The organism is Streptomyces sp. NPDC093252 (genome assembly GCF_040683675.1).
GTDB lineage: Bacteria > Actinomycetota > Actinomycetes > Streptomycetales > Streptomycetaceae > Streptomyces.
Window position 1 is genome coordinate 78,635 of record NZ_JBFBEM010000004.1, and the last position, 20,304, is coordinate 98,938.

Here is a 20,304-nt window from a genome sequence, read left to right on the forward strand (position 1 = left end):
CGGAAAGGCGTTCTACAGAGCGACGCCCACATGGGAGAGCGCCTGGCGCAGCAGGGCGCTGTGGCCGCCGGGCATCTCGCTGTGCACCACCTCCGACGCCGCCTCCTGCGGGGTGAACCACACCAGGTCCAGCGCGTCCTGCCGGGGCCGGCAGTCCCCGGCGACCGGCACGACGTACGCCAGCGACACGGCGTGCTGGCGCGGGTCGTGGTACGGGGTGATCCCCTGGGTCGGGAAGTACTCCGCGACCGTGAAGGGCTGGAGGGAGGCCGGGACGCGGGGCAGGGCCACCGGGCCGAGGTCCTTCTCCAGATGGCGCAGCAGGGCGTCCCGTACCCGCTCGTGGAGCAGCACCCGGCCGGAGACCAGGGTGCGGCTGACCGTGCCGTCCGGCCCGATGCGCAGGAGCAGGCCGATGCTGGTGACCTCACCGCTGTCGTCGACCCGCACCGGGACCGCCTCGACGTACAGGATCGGCATCTGGGCGCGGGCGAGTTCCAGCTCGTCGCTGGTCAGCCAGCCGGGCGTGGTCTCGGTCAAGTCAGACATTGCTAGATCATACTTTCAGTTGTCGTGGGAAAACCGGTAGATCCGGCGGGCATTGTCCCGGCCCGCCCAGCCGGCGAGCCGCAGCGCGTCGGACAGGGCCATCTCGTCCGCGTCCACGCGGTCCTGGAGCAGCTCGGCGAGCCCGCGCCGGAAGGCGAGCGCGCCGAGATGGTAGAACTCCGCGAGCCCGAAGGCGTCGGAGCTGTGCAGCAGTTTGCGGTACGGGACGATCTCCAGGGCCTCCTCCAGGACCGCCCGTGCCCGCACCGGGCCGACATGGTGCAGGGTGAGCCCCAGGTCCAGGTACACATGTTCGAAGACGGCGGCCAGATACCCCGCCTGCCGCTGATACGGCCAGCAGTGCAGCAGCAGCACCGGAACGGCCCCCGCCATCCGGTGCAGCCAGTCGGTGAGCCGGGCGGGGTCGGCGTGGTGCAGCCGCAGGTCGCTGTCCCCGAACCCGGTGTGCAACTGGAGGGGGAGACCCAGATCGACGGCCGTCCAGAGCAGATGCCGGACCAGCACGGGGTCCGCCAGCCGCCCGGAACCGCCCGCCAGCCAGCGCCGGGCCGCCGCCGTCACCTCGGCGGCACCCGGCCGGTCCGGGTCCAGCGCGAAACCGGTCCGGTACGCGGCCACCGACTTCACCGCGACCACCCCGGGCCGCCGCACCGCCGTCAGCGCGGCCTCCCGGACGGCCTCCCCGTAGGCGTCCGGTTCCACGCCCTCGGCCGCGACCCGCTCCGCGACGCTCTCCAGCCGCACCACCTCGTACGCCACCGCGCCCCCGCCCGCCGCCCCGGCGAGGGCGTCCGGCCTGGTCAGCCGGTCGGCTGCGAAACCGGTGTCCACGCAGAACACCCCGGTGCGCGCGGTGGCCAGAAACCGCCGGTTCACCTCCGCCGCGCCCAGCTCCGCCCGGCGCCGCAGATACGCGGCGGGCGGGGCGTGCGCGGGCAGATCGAGCACCGGGGCGCAGTACCGGCGTACGGCGGTGCCGACCGGGGTGTCGAAGGGGGAGAGGGAGGGGTCGGGCCAGGGCCCGGCCTCGGTGAGCAGTCCCTCGAAGTCCGGGGGCGTCAGATCGGCGGTGACGACGCCGTGGCAGTGGTGGTCGATCAGCTCCAGCGCGTCGAGCGCCTCGCGCACGGCACCCATCCCAGTGCCTCCACCGACGCCCCGCTCGTCGTCGAGCCCTTTCACGGCCGTCATCTCAGCGCCTCCACCGGCAGCCCGCCGCCGCCCGCTCGCGGCCCGGCCCTTCGGGCCGCCGTCCCGACGCCCTCACCGGCAGGCCGCACCCCCCGCACCGCCTTCAGCGCCTCACGCACGGCCGTCATCTCATCAACTCCACCGGCAGCCCGCTCACCGTCCAGCCCTTCCACGGCCCCCATCTCAGTACTTCCACCGGTAGGCCGCCGCCACCCGCTCGTCGTCCAGCCCCTCCACGGCCGCGCTCTCCCCTTCCCGTACGGCGATCACCGCGTCCGTGAGGACCGGGCCGAGGGCGTCCCGCAGGATCGGGTCCGCACGGAACGCGGTGACCGCCTCGGGCAGGGAGACCGGCAGTCGGCGCACCCCCCGGGCCTTCGCCTCGGCGGGGTCCAGCGCGGCCGGGTCGCCGGTGGTCTCCAGGGGCAGCGCGGCCCCGGAGCCGATGCCGTCGAGCCCGGCGGCGAGGGCGCAGCCGAGGGCGAGATACGGGTTGGCGGCCAGATCGACCGGCTTGACCTCCACATTCGCGGCCTGGCCGCGCTGCCCGGCGGTGCCCCGGATCACCCGCAGCCCGGCCTCCCGGGTCTCCAGACCCCAGGCCGTGAACACCCCGGCCCACTGGGAGGGCCGCAGCCGCAGATAGCTCGCCGGGCTCGGCGCGGTGACGGCGGTCAGCGCGGGGAGATGCGTGAGGAGCCCGGCCGTGAAGGATTCGGCGGTGGCGGTCATCCCGTGCCGCCGGGCGCCCCCGGTGTGCAGATTCGCGCCGTCGCGCCAGGCGGAGAGGTGCAGATGGCCGCCGTTGCCGACGCCCGTGCCCCGCACGGCCGGGGCGAACGACACCCGCAGCCCGTGCCGCCGGGCCACCGCCCGCACGGTCTGCCGGACCAGCACACTGCGGTCGGCCGCCGCCACCGGGTCCAGCGGCGCCACCGACAGCTCGAACTGCCCCGCCGCGTACTCCGGATGGAACTGATCCACGTCCAGCCCCTGCGCCGCGCAGGCCGCGAGCAACTCGGCGGCGAAGTCGCTCAGCTCGATCTGGCGGTCGGCGCTGTAGGCCGGGCCGGTGGCGACGGGGCGGAAGCCGGAGGCGTCGCCGTCCCGGCCGCTGACCCGGTCCACGCCACCGCCCCCACCGCCCCCACCGCCCCCTTCGCTCCCTCCTGCATCGGCGCGGGCGACCACCCACTCCACCTCGATGCCCGCCCGGAACTCCAGCCGGTGGTCCTCCCCGGCGCGGGTCACCAGATGGCGCAGGAAGGTGCGTGCGCAGCCCGGGTGCGGATCGCCGTCCTGGGTGATCCGGTCCACCGGCGCCCACGCCCACCCCGGCTGCGCCGCCAGCACGGTCAGCCGGTCCAGATCCGGGTAGAGCCGCAGATCGCCGTCCGGGGAACCGAGGGTGTCCGTGGTGGCGATGGCGTCGTTCGCGAGGAAGGTGTCGAACACCGGGGACATCCCGGCGCCCCATGCCACCGTCGCCGCCAGCTTCCCCACCGGGACCGTCTTCACCCGGCCGACACCGGCCGTGTCGACATAGGCGAGCACGATGCCGTGCACCCCGCGTCCGGCCAGTTCCGCGGCCAGCGCGACGGCCCGCTCCACCTCTCCGGGTCGGCCGCCGGGTACGGGGTCGGCAAGGGTGGTCATAGGTCCTCCTGGTGGTGCGCGGTCCGGCGGCGCCGCGGGTCAGGGCTTCACGGCCACCGCTGCGAACTGCGGTACCACGGGCGGGGCTTGGCCGTCCGGGCGCCACGCCGCACAGGACACCAGTCCGGGTTCGAGCAGCTCCAGCCCCTCGAACAGGCCCGCGATCTCGTCCCGGCTCCGCGCGACGATCGGGGGCCGCGCGTGCTCGTTCCAGTACGCCATCGCCGCCCGCTGGCCCGCGCCGCCCAGCTCCGGTTCGTCGGTGGGGTGGGTCAGCACCAGATGACTGCCGGACGGCACCGCCGCCATCACCCGGCGCACGATGTCCCGGGCCTGCCCGCCGTCCAGCACGAAGTTGAGGATGCCCAGCATCAGCACGGCCACCGGGCGGGTCAGGTCCAGGGTCTTGGCGGCCCGCTCGATCAGGGCGTCCGGGTCGTGGACGTCGGCCTCGATGTAGTCGGTCGTGCCCTCCCCGGTGCCGGTCAGCAGCGCGCGGGCGTACATCAGGACCAGCGGATCGTTGTCGACGTACACGATCCGCGCGCCGGGGTCGACGCGCTGGGCGACCTCATGGGTGTTCTCGGCGGTCGGGAGGCCCGTGCCGATGTCCAGAAACTGACGCCGGCCGCACTCGGCCGCCAGATAGGTCACCGCGCGCCCCAGGAACTCCCGGTTGGCGCGGGCCACCTCGCGGATCACCGGGAACATCGAGGCGACATGGTCGCCCACCCGCTCGTCCACCTCGTAGTTGTCCCGGCCGCCCGCCCAGTAGTTCCAGACCCGTGCGCTGTGCGCCACCGGGGTTCTCGGCCCCGCGGATCTGCCGGCCGGGATCCCGCTCTCGCTCACGTCGTCCGTCCTCCTCGCCCCCGGGGCCCGCCGCGCCCCGGCCGGTTCTCGCCGTCATTGTGCACCGCCCATGATCGGCTGTCCCGGGAATGGGACGAGCGTCTCGTGGGCGGGGTCGAGGGGTGCCGGGCGGAGCACCTGGCGCCGGGGTGGCGGGTGGCGGGTGGTGCCGGGGTGCCGGGTGGTGCCGGGTACCCCGGCGCCGAGGTACCTGCTCTCCCCCGCCCGGTACCCTGGCGCTCGCACATCCGTCCACCGTCGGACGGACCCCCGTCGCCCCGGGCGCCCTCCACGGAAAGCGGACACCGGACATGCCCTCCCCGCCCCCCTCCCACGTCCCCCTGGTCACCACCGCCGAGAACGACGAGAACGACGAGAACGACGAGAACCATGGGAACGGGGCGACCGGCGCCGCCGCCCGCCCGGCCGGGATCCGGCTGATCGTCACGGACATGGACGGCACCCTGCTGGACGACGCCAAGCGGATGCCGGCCGAGCTGTGGACCGTCCTGGAGCTGCTGCGGGAGCGCGGGGTGCTGTTCAGCCCGGCGAGCGGACGCCAGTACGCCACCCTGGCCAGGGAGTTCGCACCGGCCGCCCGGGGCATGGCGTTCATCGCCGAGAACGGCACCTATGTGGTCCGCGACGGCGTGGAACTCAGCTCCGACACCCTGGACCCGGCCGTGGTCACCCGCCTCGTGGCGACCGTACGGGATCTGGTGGCGTCCGGCGCCGAGGTGGGCGCCGTCGTCTGCGGCAAGCGGGCGGCGTACGTGGAGCGGTCCGACGAGCCGTTCCTGGCCGAGGTGCGCCGGTACTACGTCCGCAACGAGATCGTGGACGATGTCACCGCCGTGGACGACGACATCCTCAAGGTGGCCCTGTACGACTTCGGCCCCGTCGAGCGGGCCACGGTACCGGCGCTGGCCCCCTTCGCCGCCACCCACCAGGTCGTGGTGTCCGGCGCGCACTGGGTCGACGTCATGAACCGCACCGCCGACAAGGGCGCCGCCGTCCGCCGTCTCCAGCGCGAACTGGGCATCACCCCCGCGCAGACCATGGTCTTCGGCGACTATCTCAACGACCTGGAGATGCTCGACACCGCCGACTGGTCCTACGCCATGGCCAACGCCCACCCCGACATCGTGGCGCGGGCCCGCCATCTCGCCCCGTCCAACAACGACAACGGGGTGCTCCGCACGATCGCGCGGGTGCTGGGGCTGCCGGGGGTCGAGCGGTGACAAGGATGGGGGGCGGGGTCAGCGAGTGTCCGTCGCGGCGAACAGCGTCGGCAGCAACTGCTCCTCCTCGTAGGCGAAGTGCCGCTCCAGGTCGGCGGTGAGGGCGAGGAGTTCGGCGCGGAGCGGGGACCGGTCGGCGGGGTTGGTGTCCAGGTGGCGGGCGAGGCGTTCGATGTCCTGGACCGTGGCGGCCACGCGGGTGTGCTCCCGGCGCAGCCGCGCGATCGCCGGGGCCAGTTCGGGGAAGCGGAGGGCGAGATCGGTGAAGGCGCCGTCCTCGTGGGTGTGGTGGCCGTGCAGGGCGGTGCAGAGGGTCAGACAGTGCAGGGCGAGGGGGCGGGCAGCGGCGGTACCGGGGGCGGGGACTGTGTCGGTGTCGATGTCGGTGTCGGTGTCGGTGGTGAACCGGGCTGTCAGGGAGGCCAGTTGATCCCGCAGCTCGCCGTGCACCCGGAGGAGGAACTCGCCCATCGCGCGGGTGCGGGCCGGGTCGGTGATGTCGGGGCGGTGCAGGGCGATCACCGGGATCTCCCGGGTGGTCGCCTCCCGGTAGGCGGTGAACGCGGGATCGCGGGCGCACTGCTCCTCGTAGGCCCGCTCGCGGGCGGTGCCGCGCAGGGGCTCGGCGGTGGCCGCGAACCGGGTCACCCGGCCGTCGTCGGTGCCGATCTCATAGCTGACCCGGGGGTCGGCGAGCAGATTGTGGTACCAGGCGGGGTGGCGCGGGCCGCCCGCGTGGGAGGCGAAGACCAGCAGGCGGCCCTTGTCGTGGGCGTACACCACCGGGGTGGTGTGGAGGCGGCCGGAGCGGGCGCCGGTGGTGGTGAGCAGCAACAGGGGCACGCCCTCGAACATCCCGCCGACCCGGCCGGAACGGGTTCGGAACTCGTCGATGACCTGCTCGTTCAGTGCGGCGGGCGAGGGTGGGGCAGAAGGAGGGGGAGGGGCGGGGTCCGTCGGGGGTGTGGGGTTGGCGGGGTTGTTCGAGGGCGTGGGCACGGGGGTCCTTCGGGGGAGTGGCGGCGCTAGCATGGCGAACGAGAGCAGCTTTGTCTTGCAAGCAAAATAGCTTTGCCTGCAAAGGTAGCTTTGGTGGCAAAGGTATGTGGAGGTGGGGTGCGTGTCAACGGACCGGTCGACCCGGCGCACGGGCGCGAACGAGAGCGCGGCGGAGGCCGACGACCCCGGGGTGGACGCGGCGATCCGGGCGCTGCTGCTGCTCATGCCGCGTATGGTCGGCCGGGCCAAGCGGATGCGGGTGCCCGAGGTGTTCCAGTCGATGTCCCTCGCCCCGCGCCATCTGTCGCTGCTCGCCTGTCTGCTGTTCGACGGCCCGATGAGCGTCAATGAACTGGCGGCCCGGCTGGAGGTGGCCCCGACGACGGTGAGCCTGATGGTGGGCGAGCTGAGCCGGAAGGGGATCCTGGAGCGGCGCGAGGACGACGCCGACCGGCGCCGCAAGATCGTCAGCATCGCGGCCGGACACCGGCCCGCCATCGACGACTGGCTCGGGCAGAGCGCCGGGGCCTGGCGCACGGCGCTGGCACCGCTCAGCGCGGACGAACGGCGGATGTTCATCGGGACACTGGCGGCGTACGAGGCGGCGCTGGGGGAGGAGTGAGCGGTGGAGTCGGAGGGAGTGGGGCCGGGGTGGGTGGAGTCGGGGCGAGGGGAGTCCGGGGGAGTGGAGCCGGGATGGGGGGGAGGTCGAAGAGAAGTGAGTGAGCCGGACGCCGTCGCCCGACGGACGCGGGACATCACCTCCGGGCTCGGGCCCGCGGCACTGGCGGACTTCTACCGCGATCTGCACCGCCACCCCGAACTCTCCTTCCGGGAACACCGCACCGCCGCGAAGCTCGGCGCCCGGCTGCGGGCCGCCGGACTCACCGTCACCGAGGGCGTCGGCGCCACGGGCGTGGTCGGGGTCCTGGAGAACGGCGACGGCCCGGTTGTCCTGCTGCGTGCCGACATGGACGCGCTGCCGGTCACCGAGGCCACCGGCCTGCCGTACGCCTCCACCGTCGACGGTGTGATGCACGCCTGCGGCCACGATCTGCACGTCACCTGGCTGGCCTTCGCCGCCGACTGTCTGGCCGCCGCCCGCGACACCTGGTCCGGCACCCTGCTGGTCGTCGGGCAGCCCGCCGAGGAGAACGGCGGCGGAGCGCGCGCGATGGTCGCCGACGGGCTGCACGAGCGGTTTCCGCGCCCGATGTGCTGTTCGGCCAGCACGCCTCGCCCGGCGTCGTCGGCTTCTACCCGCACACCCCCGGACTGACCATGTCCGCCGCCGATGACATCGACATCGTCGTGCACGGCCTCGGCGGGCACGGCTCACGCCCCGAGTCGACCGTCGACCCGGTGGTGACGGCCGCGTACATCGTGACGCGGCTCCAGACCGTCGTCGCCCGGGAGGTCGCCGCGCGGGACTCGGTGGTGCTGACCGTGGGGCAGTTCCACGCCGGGACCAAGCACAACATCATTCCCGACGAGGCCCGGCTCGCCCTGAATCTGCGGACCCAGGACCCCGCCGTCCGGGCCCGTGTCCTGGACGCCGTCGAGCGGATCGTCCGGGGCGAGTGCGCGGCGGCCGGGTGCCCGGAGCCGCCCGGGATCACCGTCCGGCCCGGCTACCCGGTCATGGTCAACGACGCCGCCCTCGACACCCGGATCGCCGCGGTGCACGGCGCGCTCTTCGGGCCGGGCACGGTCTTCGACTTCGGCCCGCTGATGGGCAGCGAGGACTTCTCCCTGCTCGCACCGGAAGGGGTGCCGTACGACTACTGGTACGTGACCACGACCGCGCCCGATGTCTGGGAGGCGGCGCCCGGCGAGGGGATCATGGAGAAGTTCGCCAACGTTCCCAGCAATCACAGCCCCCGGTTCGCGCCCGACCCGGCGGCGCTGGTGCCGGGGGTGCTGACGCTGGTGGGGGCGGCGTTGAGCCGGTTCGGGTGAGCCGGTTCGGGTGAGCGGGTTCGGGTGAGCCGGTTCGGGTGAGGCGGGGCGGGGGTGCGTCGCTGTGGGGCAGGGATCAGGGCTTGCGCCCCACCGCCCCGTACAGCGACACCGGGCCGTCGCCGATGTCCGACTCGTCCTCGGCCAGCTCGGGGTGCCAGGCGGGCAGCGGCACGACTCCCGGCGTCACCAGTTCCAGCCCCTTGAAGAAGGTGCCGAACTCGCTCTGCGAGCGGGCGACCAGGGTCACCCCGCCCGCCGTGTACGCCTCGATGCCGCGCTGTACGTTCTCCGGCTCGAAGTCGGCGGTCAGCGCGGACAGCACCAGGAAGCTGCCCGGCGCGAGCGCATCGACCAGGGTGCCCACCAGGTCGTGGGCGCCGTCCTCGTCGGCGATGAAGTGCAGCAGCGCGATCAGGGACAGGGCGACCGGACGGTCGAAGTCCAGGACGCCGGCCGCCTGTTCGACGATCCGCTGCGGGTCCCGGGCGTCGGCCTGGACGTAGTGCGTCGCGCCCTGCGGGGTGCCGCGCAGCAGGGCGCCGGCGTGGGCGAGGACGATCGGGTCGTTGTCGACGTACACGATCCGGGCCTCGGGTGCGACGGCCTGGGCGAGCTGATGGAGGTTGGGCTCGGTGGGTATGCCGGAGCCGATGTCCAGGAACTGGCTGATTCCCTGGTCTCGCACCAGCAGCCGGGTCGCCCGCTGCATGAACCAGCGGTTGCTGCGGGCGGCGCGCGGGGCGCCGGTGTCGATGGACATGATCCGGTGGCCGAGGTCCTCGTCGACCGGGTAGTTGTCCTTGCCGCCGAGGAACCAGTCGTACACCCGGGCGGGGTGCGGCCTGGTCGTGTCGATCAGCGGGCCGGTCGGCTCGGTCCCGGTCAAGGGGGCTCTCCTCGTTCTCGAAGTCTCGGCGTCTTGAGGCATGGAAATCTCGAAGTGCTTGGGGTGTTCGCCGTGCTTGTGGTGGGTCCCGGCGCAGTGTGACATGACCATGGGGGTCTGTCGGAGTCGGTCTTCGGCCACGCGTGGAGCGTCTTCGGGCCAAGGCGATGGGAGGGGGATGAGGAGGGTGATCAGGGTCACGTGCGGCGGACACTCCTTACCCCGGGGAGTTACGTGGCCCTAGCATCGGTGTCCGCATGGACACGATGACACTCTGGAACATATCCGGCTGGGAGTTCGCGGCGCTGGCCGCCGCCGCGCTCCTGGTCGGCTTCTCCAAGACCGCGGTGAGCGGCGCCAACACCGTCAGCCTCGCCATCTTCGCCGCGGTGCTGCCGGCCCGTGCCTCGACCGGCATCCTGCTGCCGGTGCTCATCGCCGGTGATGTGCTGGCCGTGCTCACCTATCGGCGGCACGCCCACTGGCCGACGCTGTGGCGGCTGTTCCCGGCGGTGGCGGCGGGGGTGGTGCTCGGCACGGTGTATCTGCTCTGGGCGGACGACGCGCAGGTACGGACGTCCATCGGGGCGATCCTGCTGCTGATGGCGGCGGTCACGGTGTGGCGGCGGCGCCGGGAGGCGGCCGAGCGGGAGGGCGAGCGAGGCGGCGAGGGGGAGGGGGAGGGCGAGCGGGCGGCCGAGCGGGAGAGTGGGCGGGAGGGCGACCCGGGCGGGATTCGGACCCGGCGGGGACGGGCGAAGGCCCGCTCCTACGGGGTGCTCGGCGGCTTCACGACGATGGTGGCCAATGCCGGCGGACCGGTGATGGCGATGTATCTGCTCTCGGCGGGCTTCCGGAAGCTGGGGTTCCTGGGGACCTCGGCGTTCTTTTTCCTGATCGTGAATGTGTCGAAGGTGCCGTTCAGTGTGGGGCTGGGGCTGATCGACGCGCGGTCGCTGCTGCTGGACGCGGCGCTGGTGGTGTTCGTGGTGCCGGGCGCCTTGATCGGGAAATGGGCTGTGAACAGGATCAACCAGCGATTGTTCGAACAACTCGTGATCGCGGCGACGGTGATCGGCGGGGTGCAGTTGCTGCTCACATGACCTGGGGCGCGGGTCCGGATCGTGTGGCCGCCGGCCGGGCCGCGGCGCCGGCCGGCAGCACCTGGCTGAGGTCCTCCACCAGCAGGCGTTTGGCGATGGCGTCGACGGCGGCCCGGAGGTCGCTGCCGGTGGGGTGGCCGACGTCGTCCTGGACGCGCCGCTCCAGCCAGTGGGCCCAGGCGTCGGTGATCACCCGGGCCTCCCGGGCACCGGCCTCGGTGTGCTGGAAGAGCGAACCGTGCCGGGTGAGATACCCCTCGTCCACCATCCGCTCGAAGACCGGCAGCAGCACCTCGGGCGGCATATGGCGGCGGGCCGCGATCAGACCCAGGCTGGCGTGCCCGACCAGGCGGGTGAACATCTCGACCTGCATCACCGCCCACGCGCCCGCCGGATCGAGCCGCGTGTCGGACTCACGGACCAGTCGCCGCGCGGTGTCCAGATCGGTCGAGCCGATGATCCGGCCGACGGACGCCTCCAGCACCCGCTGCGAGTCGGCGTCGTGCGGCTGGGCGAAGGCGTCGCCCATGTCGGTCGAGGAGAGCCGGGCACTGTCCCGCAGCGGCACCTGTCTGAGGAACAGGGCGATGACGAAGCCCAGGGCCGCGACCGGCACCGCCCAGAGGAACACGCTCTGGAGGGTCTCGGTGTACGCCTGGACGATCGGCGCCGCCGTGTCGGGCGGCAGTTGGTGCAGGCCCTCGGGGCTGGTGGCCGCGCGGGCGACGGCCGCCGGGTCGGCGGCGCCGGTGGCGGTGGCCGTCGCCGTGGCCGCCGCGATGCCGTCGCGCAGATGCGGGGTGAGCGAGTTGGCGTAGAGGGTGCCGAACACGGCGGTGCCGAAGGAACTGCCCAGGGTGCGGAAGAAGGTGACACCGGAGGTGGCGGTGCCCAGGTCGGCGTAGTCGACGGTGTTCTGGACGACGATGGTGAGGACCTGCATGCTGAGTCCGATGCCGGTGCCCAGCACGAACATGGAGAGCGACTCCACCCAGACACCCGAGTCGGGCCCCATCAGGGACATCAGATACAGCCCCAGCGCCATCACCACCGTGCCGACGACCGGGAAGACCCGGTACCGGCCGGTGCGGCTCACCACGGTGCCGCTGAACACCGACGCGATCAGCAGCCCGATCACCATCGGCAGCGTCCGCACCCCGGAGATGGTGGCCGAGTCGCCGTCGACGTACTGGAGATAGGTCGGCAGATAGGTCAGTGCGCCGAGCATGGCGAAGCCGACGATGAAGCTGAGCACCGAGCACACCGTGAACACCGGGTTGCCGAACAGCCGCATCGGCAGCATCGGTTCCGCCGCCCGGGTCTCCACCCAGCAGAACAGCCCGAGCGCCACCACCCCGCCCGCGAAGAGCCCGATGATCACCCCCGAGCTCCAGGCGTACTCGTTGCCGCCCCAGCTCGTCGCCAGGATCAGCGCGCTCGCGCCGACCGCGACCAGCGCGATCCCCAGATAGTCGATGACCGGCCGCGAGGCCGACTTCACCACCGGGATCGTCCGCGCGGCGGCGATGACGACCGCGATAGCGATCGGCACATTGATGTAGAACGCCCAGCGCCAGGTCAGATGGTCGGTGAACAGCCCGCCGAGCAGCGGGCCGATGACCGTCGCCACCCCGAACACCGCGCCGATCGCGCCCTGGTACTTGCCGCGCTCCCGCAGCGGGATCACATCGGCGATCAGCGCCATGGCCGTCACCATCAGCCCGCCCGCGCCGACCCCCTGCATCCCGCGCCACACGATCAGCAGCGTCATGTTGGACGCCAGACCGCACAGGAACGAACCGGTGATGAAGACGACCGCCGAGACCTGGAAGACCACCTTCCGGCCGAACAGATCGCCGAACTTCCCCACCAGCACCGTCGCCACGGTCTCCGCGAGCAGATACGCGGTGACCACCCACGACATATGCTCCCCGCCGCCGAGATCCGAGACGATCGTCGGCAGGGCCGTCCCCACGATCGTCTGGTCCAGCGCCGCCAGCAGCACACCGAGCATGATGGTGACGAAGACGACATTGCGCCGCCGTCGGTCGAGCACGGGTGGCGGGGCCTCGGTCGGGGCGGTCTCCTCGGCGACTGTCACGGGGCCACGATCACACCGCGAAGGGGGGCTCGCATGTCGAGGTGGACCGTGGGGGTGGGGATGGGGGCGGGATGGGGACGAGTCGGAAGCGGGGGGCGCTCCCCGACAGGCGGAACTCGGCTCCCGCCACCGCGCCCCTACCCCTCCGGCCCGCTCCCCTGACCAGTCCTCTGCCTACTCCTCTGCCGACTCCTCCCCCTGCTCCCCACCCCGTCCCTCCCCGCGCCGCAGCAGATAGGTGTCCATGATCCACCCCTTGCGCTCACGCGCCTCGGCCCGCAGCCGCTCGATCCGGGGCGCGGCCTCGGCGATCGGCCCCGACACGAGGATCTCGTCCGGCGTCCCGATGTAGGCGCCCCAGTAGATGTCGATGTCCTGGTCCGCGTAGCGCCGGAAGACCTGGTGGGCGTCGAGCATCACCACCACGTCGTCCACCCCCTCCGGGAAGCCCTCGGCGAGCCGCCGCCCCGTGGTGATCTGCACCGGGCGCGCCACTCTGCTCAACCCCGTGCGATGCCGGGCGGCCAGGGCGGAGACGCTGCTGATGCCGGGTATCACGTCGTACCCGAAGGGCACGGTGCCGCGCCGCTGCACCTCCTCCAGGATCCCCAGCGTGCTGTCGTACAGCGCCGGGTCGCCCCAGACCAGGAACGCGCCCCGCTCGTCCTCACCCAGCTCCTCGGCGATCAGCCGCTCATAGATCGCCGCCCGCGCGCCGCGCCAGTCCTCGACGGCCGGGGAGTAGGCGGCCCCGTCCGCCGCGCGGTCCCGCTCCGGGTCCCGGACCGCCACCAGCCGGTAGGCGCCCTCGGGCAGATGCGTGTCCAGGATGTCCCGCCGCAGCCGGATGAGGTCCGACGTCACCTCGCCCTTGTCGAGCAGGAAGAACACATCCGTGCCCCGCAGCACCCGCACCGCCTGGAGGGTGAGCTGCTCGGGGTCGCCCGCGCCGATACCGATGACATGAATCCTTCGCACACCACCGAGTCTGCCCCACACCACTGACAACGCGACCGTCGGCGACCGACGACCCGGACAGCGGCATGGCAGCGGACCCGCGTCCCCACGCCGGGGACCGGCCGCCCTCCATGCCGGGGACCCACTTCCCCCACGCCGGGGACCGGCTTCCACTCGCCGGGGACCCGCCTCCCCACCCCGGGACCCGTCCACGCGCGCCGGACCGGCTCCCCCCCCCGCCGGGGATCCACGTCCCCACGCCGGGGAGGTGCCTCCCTACTCCGGGGACCGGCTTCCACCCGCGAGGGACCCGCGTCCCCGCACCGGTGAGCGCCTCCCCACCCCGGGCAGGCACCACCCCGCCACCTACCCCGCCCCCCACCCCCCGAGCCGAGGCGCTCGCGCCACCGGGTCCACCGTGGCCGCCTCCCGCGCCACCTCCGCCGCCAGTTCCCGGCCCCAGCGGACCAGCGCGCCGAGATCCATCCCGTACGGCAGCGGACGTCCCGTCACCGCCGCCCACTCCTCCACCGCGTCCGCGCCGCGCCGCAGCAGCCGGGCACCGCCGGTGGGGTTGCCCCGAGCGGCATGGGTGAGACCGACGGCGAGCTGGGCGAGGCCACGCCACAGCGTGCGCTCCCCGTCGGGCCGTGACTTCCAGGCGTCCTCGAACACCTCGTGCGCGTGGAACGGTTTCCCCGCGTCCAGCAGCGCCTGCGCCTGCGCGACCGTCTCCTCCGGCGTCCGGACGACCCCCTCGGGCTGCCGCTCCACACCGGCCGCCCCGTACGGCAGCGGACGCCCCAGCCCGTCCCGGGGCCGGGCGTTGCGGGCCCGCCCGTCGTCGTCCCGGTCGCGGCCGTCGGTGTCGTTGCGCTGGTCCATACGGCGATTGTCGATGATCGCCCCCGGCGGGCGCGCGCCGGACGTGGGGTAAAGTACTCACCGCGCGAACCCGCACCACGCGGCGGGAACCGCATCGGGACGTGGCGCAGCTTGGTAGCGCACTTGACTGGGGGTCAAGGGGTCGCAGGTTCAAATCCTGTCGTCCCGACTTTGCGAAGTCGCGGTTCAGGGCCGGATTCGGAGCCATCCGAATCCGGCCCTTGCTTGTTCTCGCATCCCGGGTCGAGGCCGCCCACGGCCACCCCTGCCACGCCTCATCCGCGAGGAGAACGGGCGCGGGAGTGCCCACCGGGTGCCCACCCGGACACTCCCGCGCCCTGCATCCCCCCGTCCTTGCCCCCCCCGCCCTGCCCGAGAGCCGGACGACCCTCCGACTCCGCCTCCTGGAAACCGAACCCCTACCCCACCTCGAACCGACCCCCCGCCAGCGTCCCCGTCCCCGGCAGGGTCCCGTTCTGGGGTGTCAGTCCGAAGTACACGCGCGGTGCGCCGTCCAGGGTCAGGGTCACCTCGCCCTGGACCGGGGTCAGGTTCCGGGTGCGGCCGATGGCGTCGAGTTCGCGGATCGGGGTGGTGGAGGGGACGGTGAGGAGGGTTTTCGTCGGCCAGGGGTCGGTCCAGGTCTCGGGGGCGGGGAAGTGTGAGCCGGTGCGCTGGCCCGTGGTGTTGAGGAGGTAGCCGTCGGCCCGGTTCCACAGGACGAGGGCCGGGCCGTCGGGGGTGGTGAACCACAGGCCGAAGGTGTGTGGGTCGGTGAAGGTCAGGCGGCCGGTGAAGGTGGCGCGGTCGAGGACCCGGGCGGCCGTTGCGTAGGCCAGGAGGGACGGCTTGGGGCTGAGGTCGCGGTTCATCAGGCCGTAGTGGTACTCGACGTTCTCCGGGTCGGCGACCTGCGGCATGCCCAGCACACTGTCGTGGAACTGGTACCAGCAGACACAGGTGACCCCCTCCGCCTTCGCCAGGGCCAGGGTGAGCAGGACGTTCTCCGCCGCGTGCCGGTAGGTGTCGTGCCACCAACTGTTCGGCTTGGTCGGCGCGTACGCCTCGGTCAGCCAGATCTCCTTCTCGCCGTGCACCGCCATCAGCGCCTTGAGCTGCTTCAGCCCGCCGTAGAAGTTCCAGTACGAGCCCTCCGGGCCGGTGCTCCAGTCGCCGCCCGGCGGGATGTAGTCGGGGGTGAAGTTGCCGCGGCCGGGGTGGTAGGCGAACGCGTCGATCAGGTTCCAGCCGCCCGCCGCGATGAAGTTCTCCACCCAGGGCTTGTCCATGCCGGCCAGGCCGTTGTTCATCAGTTTGATCGTGGCGCCGGTCGCGGCTCTGCGGTCGAAGACCGGACGCAGGGCCTTGTCCAGGTACGCCTGGGCGGCCACTCCGGTGTTGAACGGGCGGTTGAGTTCGTTGCCGACCTCGAAGTAGGCGGCTCCTGAGGTCTGCGCCACGGTCAGTTTGTCGGCCGCCCAGGCCGCCGCCTCGGTGTCGGTCGCTTCGAGGGAGGGCTGGAGTTCGATGTTGTGGCGGATGCCTCGCGCGTCGAAGGCGGCGGGGGGCAGTCCGGGGCCGCCGTCGTAGGCGATCCGGACCAGGGAGATGCCGACGCGCTCCCACAGGTCCAGGACGGCGGTGGCGCTCGGGCGTTGCAGCCAGGGGTAGTTGGCGATGCCGAACATGCTGTCGGCGACCGGCTGGTGGGTGGGGGCGGGGAGGGTCGCGAGGTTGGTGCGCGCGAAGGCTTCGTCGCCCGTGGAGCGTACGACGACCTCGGCGAGGGCGATGCCCGCGGCCGGGGCGGGCACGGTGAAGGTGTGCTGCCAGGTGCTGGCCGCGGCGATGGTGCCGGTGACGGTCGTGGCGGCCAGGTGGGTGCCGTCGAAGTCGCGGACCGACAGCTCCAGTTCGGCCGTGCGGGAGGCGGTGCCGCCGTTGGCCACCAGGGCGGTGAGCTGCATCGGCTCGCCGGGGGTGGTGTAGAGGTTGAAGTCGCGGTCGGTGGTGAGTTCCAGGCCGAGCTGGGTGCCGCGGCCGATGGTGGCGGTGGCCGAGGGGCGGGTCGTGGAGAAGAAGAAGTCGGCCCGGCTGGTCCAGCCGCCCGCCGGGTCGGTCTCCCCGGGGGAGTGGATCCAGGTCGAGTTCGTCCATGCCTGACGGGACCTGTTCAGGAGGAACATCCCGTGCAGGGCCGTCCAGGTGGAGGTGTGGGCGACACCGACGGTGTCCTCGTAGGGGATGCCGCCGCCCGTGTCGCGGACCCACTCGGTGACCGGGATGTAGTCGTCGGGCGCGGTGGGGGACTGGATCGCGCGGCTGAACAGGAAACCGTCCGGGACCAAGGTGTCCGCGCCGGTGATCCGCCACTCCAGTTGGGCGTGCCGGGTGGCCACGCTGAACCAGCCGGTGACGGTGGTGGCCGCTCCGGCGGCCGGGTCGAAGGTGTAGTCCATCCGGATCGCCGGGGTGCCGTCGGCCAGGGTGGCCAGGGCGGGGGTGCCGCCGGTGGAGAGATGGATGCCGGTGAGCCGGTCCTTGATCTGGAACTTCGACCCGGCGGAGCGGGTGACGCCGTTCGCGTCACGGATGGCCAGCCGCCCGCCGACGCTCGCCAGCAGACTGATGCCGCCCGCGGTCAGGGTGACATCACCGGCCGCGGCGTGCGCCGTGACGGCGGTCGGCTCGGCGATCAGGACGACACCGGCCGCGAGCGCGGCGCCGAGCAGCCCCCGACGGCTCAGGAGAGGGCCGGAGTGCGGGGCGGGGTCGGGGGCCTGGGCATGGGGAGTTGACATCGTGCGGCTCCTGTCCGGCCGCGACGGTCGTCGTGATAATGCCTATCTTCATCGCGGCGTGACGGACGATCTCAACTGGATGACCCATCGGTCAAGGGGGGATTGCGTTCTTGTTTCCGGCGCCTTAAGGTCACCGGTGTTCGGTGAAGATACGCATTATCAGCGAGAGCGATAGCGGCAGCGACAGCGAACAGTGGCATGGCCGTCAGCGGCCATGACCGTGACTGCGCTACGCGGAGCAGCGGAGGATCGATGCCAAGCAAGCCGCGCCGGGTGACCCAGCGCGAGATCGCCGAGATCGCGGGCGTCAGCCAGACCACCGTGTCGGTGGTGCTGAACGACCGTGACGACTCGAACGCCCGGATCTCGGAGGAGACCAGGGCCCGGGTCAAGCAGGCGCTCGACCAGGCCACCTATGTCGCCGACCCGGCGGCCCGCCGGCTGGCCGGCCTGGACAACCAGATCATCGGCGTCTTCACCTACGAGGAAGCCCTCTCCCCGGAGAGCATGGACTTCTACGGCCCGCTGCTGAACGGCATCGAGCGCGCGGCCGAGACCATCGGCTGGGACCTGCTGTTCTTCACCTCCTCACCGGTCGAGAACGGCACCCGCAGCCTGTTCCACCGCAAGACCCGGCTGCGGCTGACCGACGGCTGCATCCTGCTCGGCCAGCAGATGATCGGCTCCGAGCTGGAGCGGATGGTCGCCGAGCAGTTCCCGTTCGTCGCGGTCGGCCGCCGGGACGAGACGGCGGCGCCGGTGCCGTACGTCGGGATCGACTACGTCAGCCCCACCGACGCCGTGATCGACCTGGCCGCGGCCGGCGGACACCGCCAGGCCCTGTATGTGCACCGCGGCCGGGACACCGCCACCGCCCGCGACCGGCGTGGCGCGGTCGAGGCCGCCTCGGCGGCGGGCCGGATGGCGTTCCTGCTGGTCGGCGAGGAACGGGTCGCCGAACTGCCCCGGCTGGCGCAGGCCACCGGCGCCACCCTGATTCTCGCCGAGGACGCCTTTCTCACCGAGGACGTCATCCTCGCCCTGGTCGGCGCCGGGGTGGACGTACCGGGCGAGGTCTCGGTCGCCGCCCTCGGTGAGGTACGCGGCCACCGGGCCGACGGCCGGGCCCTGACCGGGTTCCGGGTGCCGCGCAAACAGGTCGCCGCCGAGGCGCTGGAACTGCTGCGGCAGCTCATCCTCACCGACCCCGAGGAGTGGGCGGACCTGGAGACCCAGCGGCTGCTGGTCGCCGAGGTCGAGACGGGCGAGACGGTCGTGGCGCGGGCGGAGGGACGTTCGTGAGTGGGGGAGCGGGACCGTTCGTGAGAGAGGGAGGGGAACCGTTCGTGAGCGAGGGAGGGGAGCCGTTCGTGAGTGGGGCAGGGGGCCGGACCCGGGGGACGAGGACCGTCGGCGCGGAGGTGGCCGTCATCGGCGGCGGCCTCGGCTCGGTGGCCGCCGCGCTGGCGCTGCTCCAGCGCGGTCGCCGGGTGGTGCTGACCGAGGAATTCCCCTGGCTGGGCGGGCAGTTGACGTCCCAGGCGGTCCCGCCGGACGAGCACATATGGGTCGAGCGGTTCGGTGTCACCGCCCGCTACCGCGCCCTGCGTGAGGACATCCGCCGCTACTACCGCGACCACTATCCGCTCTCGGCGGCGGCCCGCGCCGACCGCGAACTCAACCCCGGCCGCGGCCGGGTGAGCCGGCTCTGCCACGAACCGAGGGTCGCCCTCGCCGTGATCGAGGCCCTCCTCGCCCCGTACCGGTCGAGCGGGCGGCTGACGGTCCTCCAGCCCGCCGTCCCGGTCGCCGCCGAGGTCGTGGACGGGGTGGTCCGCTCCGTCACGGTGGCCGACCCGCACACCGGGGCGGAGACCGTCGTCACCGCCGAGTACGTGCTCGACGGCACCGAGACCGGCGATCTCCTCCCGCTCACCGGCACCGAGTACGTCGTCGGCGCCGAGGCGCGGTCCGACACCGGGGAGCCCAGTGCCCCCGAGACCGCCGACCCGGCCAATGTGCAGTCGATCGCCTGGTGCTTCGTCTTCGACCACGCGCCCGGGGACCACACCATCCCCCGCCCGGACGACTACGACCACTGGCGCTCGCTCGAACTGCCCTTCTGGGGCGCCCCGATGCTGTCCTTCACCGCGCCCGACCCGCGCACCCTCGCCCCCGAGGAGCGCACCCTGATCGTCAACCCGGAGCAGGACGGCTCCGGCGACCCCCGGTTCGACGCCGGGGACCGGGATCTGTGGCAGTTCCGCCGGATCGCCGCCCGGCAGACCTTCACCGAGGGCCTGTACGACAGCGACATCGTGCTCGCCAACTGGCCCCAACTGGACTACGTCGGCGGCTCGGTCATCGACACCGACGACCGGGAGCGTCATCTGGCGGCGGCGAAGGCGCAGTCCCGGGCGTATGTGCACTGGCTCCAGACCGAGGCGCCCCGGCCCGACGGAGGGCACGGCTGGCCCGGACTGCGGCTGCGCGGCGACCTGGTGGGCACCGACGACGGGTTCGCGCAGGCCCCGTACATCCGGGAGTCCCGGCGGATCCGGGCGCTGACCACCGTCCGCGAGCAGGACATCTCGATCAAGGCCCGGGGCCATGGCGGACCGGCCCGCTTCGAGGGGTCGGTCGGGGTGGGCATGTACCGGATCGATCTGCACCCCTCGACCGGCGGCGACAACTACATCGACATCGAGTCGGCGCCCTTCGAGATCCCACTCGGCGCGCTGGTCCCGGTCCGGACGCAGAACCTCCTCCCCGCCGCGAAGAACATCGGCACCACCCACATCACCAACGGCGCCTACCGGCTCCACCCCGTCGAGTGGAACATCGGCGAGTCGGCCGGCGAACTCGCCGCGTTCTGCCTCGACCGGGGGCTGAGTCCGCAGCAGGTCGCCACCGACCCCGCCCTCGTCGACCAGTTCCAGCGCCGCCTGACCGAGGCGGGCGTCGAACTGCACTGGCCCGAGATCGTCGGCTACTGAGCCCCCCTCCGACACTGGAGAACACCCCCACTTCGGAACACCCCCCACATCAAGACCCCTCCACCCCAAGACCCCTCCACCCCAAACCCCCCTCACCCCAAGGC

At 72.6% G+C, this 20,304-nt stretch carries 16 protein-coding genes, 1 tRNA gene and 1 pseudogene; 7 read left to right on the forward strand and 11 right to left on the reverse strand.

What is annotated here, in order from left to right:
• Positions 1–12: 12 nt before the first annotated feature.
• Genes AB0O01_RS09235 through AB0O01_RS09255 form a run of 5 tightly spaced genes read right to left on the reverse strand, consistent with a single transcriptional unit; the run spans position 13 to position 4,269 of the window.
• Positions 13–549 carry an NUDIX hydrolase family protein gene (locus AB0O01_RS09235; RefSeq protein ID WP_365311869.1) on the reverse strand — a complete coding sequence of 179 codons (537 nt, stop codon included), beginning with the start codon at positions 547–549 and terminating at the stop codon, positions 13–15.
• Between the two features lie 15 nt (positions 550–564).
• Positions 565–1,707, reverse strand: a complete 1,143-nt coding sequence (locus AB0O01_RS09240) for an amidohydrolase family protein (RefSeq protein ID WP_365312415.1) — start codon at positions 1,705–1,707, stop codon at positions 565–567.
• A 50-nt stretch (positions 1,708–1,757) separates the two neighbouring features.
• Positions 1,758–1,889, reverse strand: a complete 132-nt coding sequence (locus AB0O01_RS09245; RefSeq protein ID WP_365311870.1) for a hypothetical protein — start codon at positions 1,887–1,889, stop codon at positions 1,758–1,760.
• Between the two features lie 55 nt (positions 1,890–1,944).
• Complete coding sequence (locus AB0O01_RS09250) at positions 1,945–3,417, reverse strand: glutamine synthetase family protein (protein WP_365311871.1); 1,473 nt, start codon at positions 3,415–3,417, stop codon at positions 1,945–1,947.
• Positions 3,418–3,456: 39 nt separating this feature from the next.
• Entirely contained in the window at positions 3,457–4,269 is an 813-nt protein-coding gene (locus AB0O01_RS09255; protein ID WP_365311872.1) for an SAM-dependent methyltransferase, read from the reverse strand.
• A 311-nt stretch (positions 4,270–4,580) separates the two neighbouring features.
• Here AB0O01_RS09255 and AB0O01_RS09260 point away from each other — a divergent pair, with 311 nt between their 5' ends.
• Positions 4,581–5,510: a Cof-type HAD-IIB family hydrolase gene (locus AB0O01_RS09260; protein WP_365311873.1), complete on the forward strand. Its 930-nt coding sequence runs from the start codon at positions 4,581–4,583 to the stop codon at positions 5,508–5,510.
• An 18-nt stretch (positions 5,511–5,528) separates the two neighbouring features.
• Here AB0O01_RS09260 and AB0O01_RS09265 read toward each other — a convergent pair whose 3' ends face one another.
• On the reverse strand, positions 5,529–6,509 hold the full coding sequence (locus AB0O01_RS09265) for a nitroreductase/quinone reductase family protein (protein WP_365311874.1): 981 nt from the start codon (positions 6,507–6,509) through the stop codon (positions 5,529–5,531).
• 223 nt (positions 6,510–6,732) lie between these two features.
• On the opposite strand from AB0O01_RS09265, the gene AB0O01_RS09270 reads away from it, so the two are divergent.
• Positions 6,733–7,131: a MarR family transcriptional regulator gene (locus AB0O01_RS09270; protein ID WP_365312417.1), complete on the forward strand. Its 399-nt coding sequence runs from the start codon at positions 6,733–6,735 to the stop codon at positions 7,129–7,131.
• A gap of 96 nt (positions 7,132–7,227) precedes the next feature.
• A pseudogene (locus AB0O01_RS09275) lies at positions 7,228–8,468 on the forward strand (amidohydrolase).
• 76 nt (positions 8,469–8,544) lie between these two features.
• Here AB0O01_RS09275 and AB0O01_RS09280 read toward each other — a convergent pair.
• Complete coding sequence (locus AB0O01_RS09280; RefSeq protein ID WP_365311875.1) at positions 8,545–9,357, reverse strand: SAM-dependent methyltransferase; 813 nt, start codon at positions 9,355–9,357, stop codon at positions 8,545–8,547.
• 257 nt (positions 9,358–9,614) lie between these two features.
• On the opposite strand from AB0O01_RS09280, the gene AB0O01_RS09285 reads away from it, so the two are divergent.
• On the forward strand, positions 9,615–10,460 hold the full coding sequence (locus AB0O01_RS09285; protein ID WP_365311876.1) for a sulfite exporter TauE/SafE family protein: 846 nt from the start codon (positions 9,615–9,617) through the stop codon (positions 10,458–10,460).
• Here the strand turns inward: AB0O01_RS09285 and AB0O01_RS09290 are convergent.
• From AB0O01_RS09290 to AB0O01_RS09300, 3 genes are all read right to left on the reverse strand, one after another.
• Positions 10,453–12,561, reverse strand: a complete 2,109-nt coding sequence (locus AB0O01_RS09290; RefSeq protein ID WP_365311877.1) for an MDR family MFS transporter — start codon at positions 12,559–12,561, stop codon at positions 10,453–10,455. The two genes, AB0O01_RS09285 and AB0O01_RS09290, sit on opposite strands and share 8 nt — an antisense overlap.
• A 174-nt stretch (positions 12,562–12,735) precedes the next feature.
• On the reverse strand, positions 12,736–13,539 hold the full coding sequence (gene cobF / locus AB0O01_RS09295) for a precorrin-6A synthase (deacetylating) (RefSeq protein ID WP_365311878.1): 804 nt from the start codon (positions 13,537–13,539) through the stop codon (positions 12,736–12,738).
• A 345-nt stretch (positions 13,540–13,884) separates the two neighbouring features.
• On the reverse strand, positions 13,885–14,403 hold the full coding sequence (locus tag AB0O01_RS09300) for a DUF309 domain-containing protein (RefSeq protein ID WP_365311879.1): 519 nt from the start codon (positions 14,401–14,403) through the stop codon (positions 13,885–13,887).
• A gap of 95 nt (positions 14,404–14,498) precedes the next feature.
• Between AB0O01_RS09300 and AB0O01_RS09305 the strand changes: the two genes are divergently transcribed.
• Positions 14,499–14,572: transfer RNA gene (locus AB0O01_RS09305), tRNA-Pro, on the forward strand.
• Positions 14,573–14,822: 250 nt separating this feature from the next.
• Here AB0O01_RS09305 and AB0O01_RS09310 read toward each other — a convergent pair.
• Complete coding sequence (locus AB0O01_RS09310; RefSeq protein ID WP_365311880.1) at positions 14,823–17,204, reverse strand: hypothetical protein; 2,382 nt, start codon at positions 17,202–17,204, stop codon at positions 14,823–14,825.
• Positions 17,205–17,456: 252 nt separating this feature from the next.
• On the opposite strand from AB0O01_RS09310, the gene AB0O01_RS09315 reads away from it, so the two are divergent.
• Complete coding sequence (locus AB0O01_RS09315) at positions 17,457–18,506, forward strand: LacI family DNA-binding transcriptional regulator (protein ID WP_365311881.1); 1,050 nt, start codon at positions 17,457–17,459, stop codon at positions 18,504–18,506.
• Between the two features lie 68 nt (positions 18,507–18,574).
• On the forward strand, positions 18,575–20,200 hold the full coding sequence (locus AB0O01_RS09320; protein WP_365311882.1) for an FAD-dependent oxidoreductase: 1,626 nt from the start codon (positions 18,575–18,577) through the stop codon (positions 20,198–20,200).
• Positions 20,201–20,304: the final 104 nt, after the last annotated feature.